Raw genomic sequence first — 1,166 nt, forward strand, 5'->3', positions numbered from 1 at the left:
ACCCACCGGCCGCGGGCCACGAGGGGTACACGGCCGGAGTCCCGACGCCGCGGGCCGTGTGGCACAACGATCACCAGGACTCTCCGGCGGTGCGGTGTCATGGCTGGTAGGCCGCGCGACAATGAAACGGGCGCCGCTGGCACCGCACCGCACCGCACCAGTCCAACGACTACGGGAGATCTCGTGCAGCTCGGGATGATCGGCCTTGGCCGGATGGGCGCCAACCTGGTACGCCGGCTCATGCGGGACGGGCACGACTGCGTCGTCTACGACGTCAACCCAGCGGCGGTGGAGCAGCTGGCGGCCGCGGGCGCGACCGGTGCCAGCACACTCGCGGAGTTCGCGGCGAAGCTCACCGTCCCCCGCGCGGCCTGGGTGATGCTCCCCGCCGGGATCACCGGCGAGACCGTGTTCGCGCTCGCTGAACACTTCGAAGCCGACGACGTCATCCTCGATGGCGGCAACTCCTACTACCGCGACGATGTGGACCGGGCCGCCGAGCTCGCCGGCCGGGGCATCCACTACGTCGACGTCGGCACCTCTGGGGGGGTCTTCGGGCTGGAACGCGGTTTCTGCCTGATGATCGGAGGTGAGCGTGACGTCGTGTCCCGCCTCGAGCCGCTGTTCGCCACGATCGCTCCGGGGCTGACGACGGCACCGCGCACGCCGGGCCGCGCCGGTGCACCGACCCAGGCCGAAAAGGGCTACCTGCACTGCGGGCCGAACGGGGCCGGGCACTTCGTGAAGATGGTCCACAACGGCATCGAATACGGGATGATGGGCGCCTTCGCCGAGGGGATGGCCATCCTGAACAAGGCCGGCATCGGCCGGGAACACACCGGCGAGCATGACGCCGAAACCACCCCGCTGGCGCACCCCGAGTACTACCAGTACGACATCGACACCGCGGAGGTGGCCGAGGTGTGGCGCCGGGGCAGCGTGGTCAGTTCCTGGCTGCTGGATCTGACGGCGGCGGCGCTCGTCGAGGATCCAAAGCTGGCGTCGTTCAGCGGCCGGGTGTCGGACTCCGGCGAGGGCCGCTGGACGGTACTCGCCGCGGTGGAGGAAGGTGTGCCCGCCCACGTGCTCACCGCCTCGCTGTACGAGCGGTTCTCCTCGCGCGGCGAGGCCCTGTACGCGGACAAACTGCTGTCGGCCATGCGCAG

General features: G+C 70.2%; 1 protein-coding gene. It reads left to right on the forward strand.

Annotated elements, in window-relative coordinates; translation table 11 throughout:
* Positions 1–183: 183 nt before the first annotated feature.
* Positions 184–1,166: phosphogluconate dehydrogenase (NAD(+)-dependent, decarboxylating) (gene gnd / locus MJ785_RS07715; RefSeq protein ID WP_239380264.1), on the forward strand; the 983-nt coding region annotated here is incomplete at its 3' end.

Origin of the sequence: Protofrankia sp. CiT1 (assembly GCF_917627335.1) — a bacterium.
In the GTDB taxonomy this organism is placed as follows: Bacteria; Actinomycetota; Actinomycetes; order Frankiales; family Frankiaceae; genus Protofrankia.